The organism is Anaeromassilibacillus sp. An172 (genome assembly GCF_002160515.1).
In the GTDB taxonomy this organism is placed as follows: Bacteria; Bacillota; Clostridia; order Oscillospirales; family Acutalibacteraceae; genus Limousia; species Limousia pullorum.
Window position 1 is genome coordinate 1 of sequence record NZ_NFKS01000042.1, and the last position, 5,373, is coordinate 5,373.

A 5,373-nucleotide genomic window follows, 5' to 3' on the forward strand; every position below is an offset into this window, starting at 1 on the left:
GTGACATAGCCACTGTAATTTCTAAAACTAACGCTTCGCCCGACGTGTGCAGAAGTTGCTTTCATAGAAAAACCTTTGCACGTCGGAACTAAAAAACTCGCCCGACCTGAAACGAAAGCTAATTTTATATCCTCCCCTTGCAGGTCGGATATAAAATTCACATAATTCACAGTTATTAACATTGGGATGTTTAAGGGGTGGAAAAATAGGTGAGTTTTCCTTTTTTAGGTGTGGAAATAGTTGAATTTTCAATGTTAAAAAATGAGGAATTTAAGTTTTTAAGGATTTTACATTATTTTAACAAAGGCGATTTTTTTATGGTGAAAAATTAGTTTTTCCGGATTTTTTTCTTTTATGCAAAAAACCGTTTTTTTGGATTTTTTCTAAAATCTCACGGTAAAATTCTTTTTAAGATAATAATTCGTTTTTTATTCCAAAAATAAGAAAAATAATAAGAAATCCTTGAAAAAAATTACGGGAAAATAAAATTATTTAACCTATTGACAACTAAAATATTACACAATGTAAATATTTGACGTGGAATACTCTGATGAAAATGTGGATGTGGATAACTTGTTATGTTGATAACTATGTTGAATTAACGAAAAAGTCAGTGTTATTCAAGTTTTGCCACCTGTTTTAACAGGGTTTTTCAACGGTTTCCACAGAGTTATCCACATAAATGTTGATAATATAGCATAATACATTTTGTATATATTCTTTTTTGAAAAAATATTCAACATATGTTAATTACTATGTGGAAACAAGTGACTTTTTTCCCGATTTTCTGCCTGCAAAAAAATTTTTATGTTCAATAATATGTATACAAGCCCTGAAAAATACCAATCATCAAAAAAGAGAAATTCAAAGGAGGATATAAAAAATGATAAAAGGCATCAACCGACAGATTATAGAAATAAACGACACAGGCAACACATACTATGAAAAAGCCTGGCTTGTGGTGCGTCCGGAGTTTGATTCGGCACAAAAGGAACTGCTTGAAAGGGAAGCCGCCCAGCTTATAAAGGCGATACAGGCGCCCTCCTCTTTCCAGCGCAAAAGTATAAAAGCAAGACAGTGGATAAAATTTGCGATTTCGGCTTGTTTGGGAGCTTTTGTGTGCTTTTTGATTTTAAATTCAATTTAGTGTGAAGGATGATTGTATACAGTTGGGAATGATGATTATATACAGTTGTAAAGGATGATTGTATACAGTTTTCGGCTTTGACAGGTCTGTTTTTTTATTCTTTATTTTCTTTATGTATTATCGGTTAATATAATTCTTATAAAGAAATAAAACTCTGTCGTATTGTGTTAAAATTTTGGTAATCGGGTAGTTCTGTAAAAGGAAACCAATTCGGTGAAGCAATAAGACAGAAAAAGCGAGGAGAATCCTATGTCAGACGTTAAAAGAATTTTTGTTGAAAAGAGAGAGGGCTTTAATGTTGAAGCCAAACAGATGCTGTGGGACTTGCGCCACAATCTTGGCATGAAAAATATCGAGGACCTCAGATATGTAAACAGATACGATATTTCGGGTCTTACAGATGAAGAATTCAAAAAAGCAGAGGGAATTATTCTTTCCGAGCCAAACGCAGACGTTATTTATGAAGAAAATCTTCCCGTTGAAGAGGGCTGGAAGATTTTTGCAATGGAATATCTTCCGGGACAGTACGACCAGCGTGCAGACTCTGCCGCTCAGTGCGTTCAGCTTCTGACACAGGGCGAGCGTCCTCAGGTTCTCACTGCAAGAGTTGTTGTTTTAAAGGGCAGCATCTCCGACGAGGATATGAAAAAGGTAGAGGACTACCTTGTAAACCCTGTTGAAAGCCGCCTGGCTTCTCTTGAAAAGCCTTTGACACTGGATGTTCCGGTAGAAGCTCCTGAAAACGTAAAGAGAGTTGAGGGCTTTATAAAATGGAACAAAGAGGAAATGAAGGAGTATTACGGCTCAATGGGCTTTGCAATGACTCTTTCCGACCTTGAGTTCTGCCGTGACTATTTCAGAGATACAGAAAACCGTGACCCGTCCGTTACAGAGCTTCGTGTAATCGACACATACTGGTCAGACCACTGCCGCCACACAACATTTTTAACAAGACTTGAGAAAATCGAGGTAGAGAAAGCGGCTCTTGGTTCAGTTATAGAAAACGCACTTTCAGAATACTACAAGGCAAGAGAAGAGCTTTACGGCAAGGACACCACAAGGGATGTTTCCCTTATGGATATGGCTTTGGCAGGCATGAAGCTTTTGAGAAAGCAGGGCCTTATCCCGGACCTTGACGTAAGCGACGAGATAAACGCCTGTTCAATAGAGGTTCCCGTTACAATAGACGGAAAAGAGGAAAAGTGGCTTGTTCAGTTTAAGAACGAAACCCACAACCACCCAACAGAAATCGAGCCTTTCGGCGGCGCTGCAACCTGTCTTGGCGGCGCAATCAGAGACCCCCTTTCAGGCAGAGCCTATGTTTATCAGGCAATGAGAGTTACAGGCTCAGGCGACCCGACAGTTGCAGTTAAGGACACAATGCACGGAAAGCTTCCTGCAAGAAAGATAACCACAGGTGCGGCAGCAGGCTACAGCTCCTACGGTAACCAGATAGGACTTGCAACAGGTCAGGTAACAGAGCTTTACGACAGCGGTTACACAGCAAAGAGAATGGAGATAGGCGCAGTTATCGGCGCTTCACCAAAGTCAAACGTAATCCGTGAAGTTCCTGCACCGGGCGATATTATCGTGCTTTTGGGCGGAAGAACAGGACGTGACGGCTGCGGCGGCGCAACAGGTTCTTCAAAGGCTCACACAGAAAGCTCCATTGAAACCTGCGGAGCAGAGGTTCAGAAGGGTAATCCTCCTACAGAAAGAAAAATTCAGAGACTTTTCCGCAATCCGGAAGTTTCCACAATGATAAAGAGATGCAACGACTTCGGCGCCGGCGGCGTATGCGTTGCAATCGGCGAGCTTGCCGACGGACTTTCCGTTGACCTTGACAAGGTTACAAAGAAATACGAGGGTCTCGACGGTACAGAGCTTGCAATTTCCGAAAGCCAGGAGAGAATGGCTGTTGTTCTCGATAAGAACGACGTTGAAAGATTTATTGAAGAGGCTGAAAAGGAGAACCTTGAAGCTACAGCAGTTGCAGTTGTTACAGAATCCCCTCGTCTTACAATGGACTGGAGAGGCGACAGAATTGTTGATTTGTCCAGAGAATTTTTGAACACAAACGGTGTTACACAGATTTCTCAGGCTTACATCACAGCTCCTAAGGCTGAGGACTGCTACAGAACACACTCACCTAAGTGCCTTGAGGGACTTTCAATCGAGGAAGCAATGGTTAAGAACCTTTCAAGACTTGAGGTATGCTCACAGATTGGACTTTCCGAGAGATTTGACGCATCCATCGGTGCGGCTACAGTTCTTATGCCATTCGGCGGCAAGGAACAGCTTACACCTCAGGAAGCAATGGCAGCTAAAATTCCTCTTATCCATGGAGAAACAGACGACGCTACAGCAATGAGCTTCGGTTACATTCCGGGAACATCACGCTGGAGCCCATTCCACGGTTCAGCATATGCAGTTGTTGAGTCACTTTCAAAGCTTCTTGCAATCGGTGCAGACCCGCTCAAGGCAAGACTGACATTCCAGGAATATTTTGAAAGACTTTACGACAAGCCTGAAAGATGGGGCAAGCCGGCAGCGGCTTTGCTTGGCGCATTTGAAGCACAGCTCAAAATGGGAATCCCATCCATCGGCGGTAAGGACAGTATGTCCGGAAGCTTCGAGCATTTGGACGTTCCTCCGACACTTGTAAGCTTTGCGGTTTCCATGACAAAGGCTTCCAAGACAATTTCAGCAGAATTTAAGAAAGCAGGTTCAAGAGTTATCTATGTTCCTGTTCCTGAAAATAAAGAAACATTTATGCCTCTTTGGGAACAGCTCAAGGAAATGTACAGAGCAGTTCTCCACCTTATGGAAAAAGGAAAGGTTCTTTCCGCATCTGTAGTTAAAGAGGGCGGCGCCGCTGCTTCCGTATGCAAAGCCGCATTCGGTAACAAGCTTGGCTTTAAGTTTGCAAAGGATTTGAGCTTTGAAGAGCTTTTCGCACCTCTCAGCGGTTCACTTATTCTCGAGCTTGAAAAGGACGCAAACCTCCCGGCAGATGTACTCAACTACTATCTTGGTATCACAACAGACGACGGCATAATCAGTGTAAAGGGCAAGGACATCCCAGTTGATACACTTATCGACGCATGGACAGCTCCTCTTGAAAAGGTATTTGCAACACAGGCAGCCTGCCCTGAAATGAAGTTTGACATTCCTCTTTACAAAGAGAGAAACACTTCCTCCCCTGTTATCAAGACAGCAAAGCCAAAGGTATTTATCCCTGTATTCCCTGGCACAAACTGCGAGGTTGACACAGCCCGTGCCTTTGAAAAAGCAGGCGCAGAACCACAGCTTCTCATTGTTAAGAACCTGACACCTGCACACATTGAAGAGACAATCGTTCAGATGGAAAAGATGATAAACGAATCCCAGATTATCATGCTCCCGGGCGGATTCTCCGGCGGTGACGAGCCTGACGGAAGCGGAAAGTTTATCGCAACCACATTCAGAAACCCACGCATAGCAAACGCTGTAAACGAGCTTCTCAAAAACCGTGACGGACTTATGCTTGGTATCTGCAACGGCTTCCAGGCTCTTATCAAGCTGGGACTTGTTCCATACGGCGAAATTGTTGACATCAAGGACACAGATCCAACCCTTACCTTCAACACCATAGGCAGACATATTTCCCATATGGCATACACAAGGGTTACATCAGTTAAGTCACCATGGTTCAGCATGGTAAATCCGGGCGAAGTTTTTGCAATTCCTGTATCCCACGGCGAGGGACGTTTCATGGCTGACGACGCAACAATGAAGCGTCTTATCGAGAACGGACAGATTGCAACCCAGTACTGCAACCTTGACGGAAAGCCTGTTGCCGACATCAAGTACAACCTCAACGGTTCAGTATGCGCAGTAGAGGGTATCACAAGCCCTGACGGAAGAGTTTTAGGCAAGATGGGACACAGCGAAAGAAAGGGCGAAAACCTTTACGCAAACGTACCATTCGAAAAAGACCAGAAAATCTTCGAGTCCGGCGTCAAGTATTTTTTATAACCGACGGGGAAAAGTACAGCTGTAAATAAGCTCCCGTTTTCCGTCGGGCGAGACTTTTGCTTCCGACCTGCATGGGTTAATCTAATCTTTAGGTTCTGCACAGGTCGGGCGAGTTTTTTAGTTCCGACGTGCAAAGGTTTTTCTATGAAAGCAACTTCTGCACACGTCGGGCGAAGCGTTAGTTTTAGAAATTACAGTGGCTATGTCAC

At 43.3% G+C, this 5,373-nt stretch carries 2 protein-coding genes; both read left to right on the forward strand.

The genetic code is table 11. The features are described 5' to 3' along the window. Positions 1-883: 883 nt before the first annotated feature. On the forward strand, positions 884-1,147 hold the full coding sequence (locus B5F08_RS12880; protein ID WP_087380331.1) for a hypothetical protein: 264 nt from the start codon (positions 884-886) through the stop codon (positions 1,145-1,147). Between the two features lie 249 nt (positions 1,148-1,396). Continuing rightward, a complete protein-coding gene (locus tag B5F08_RS12885; RefSeq protein ID WP_087380334.1) occupies positions 1,397-5,164 on the forward strand; it encodes a phosphoribosylformylglycinamidine synthase in 3,768 nt (1,255 codons plus the stop codon). The last annotated feature ends 209 nt before the right edge of the window (positions 5,165-5,373 follow it).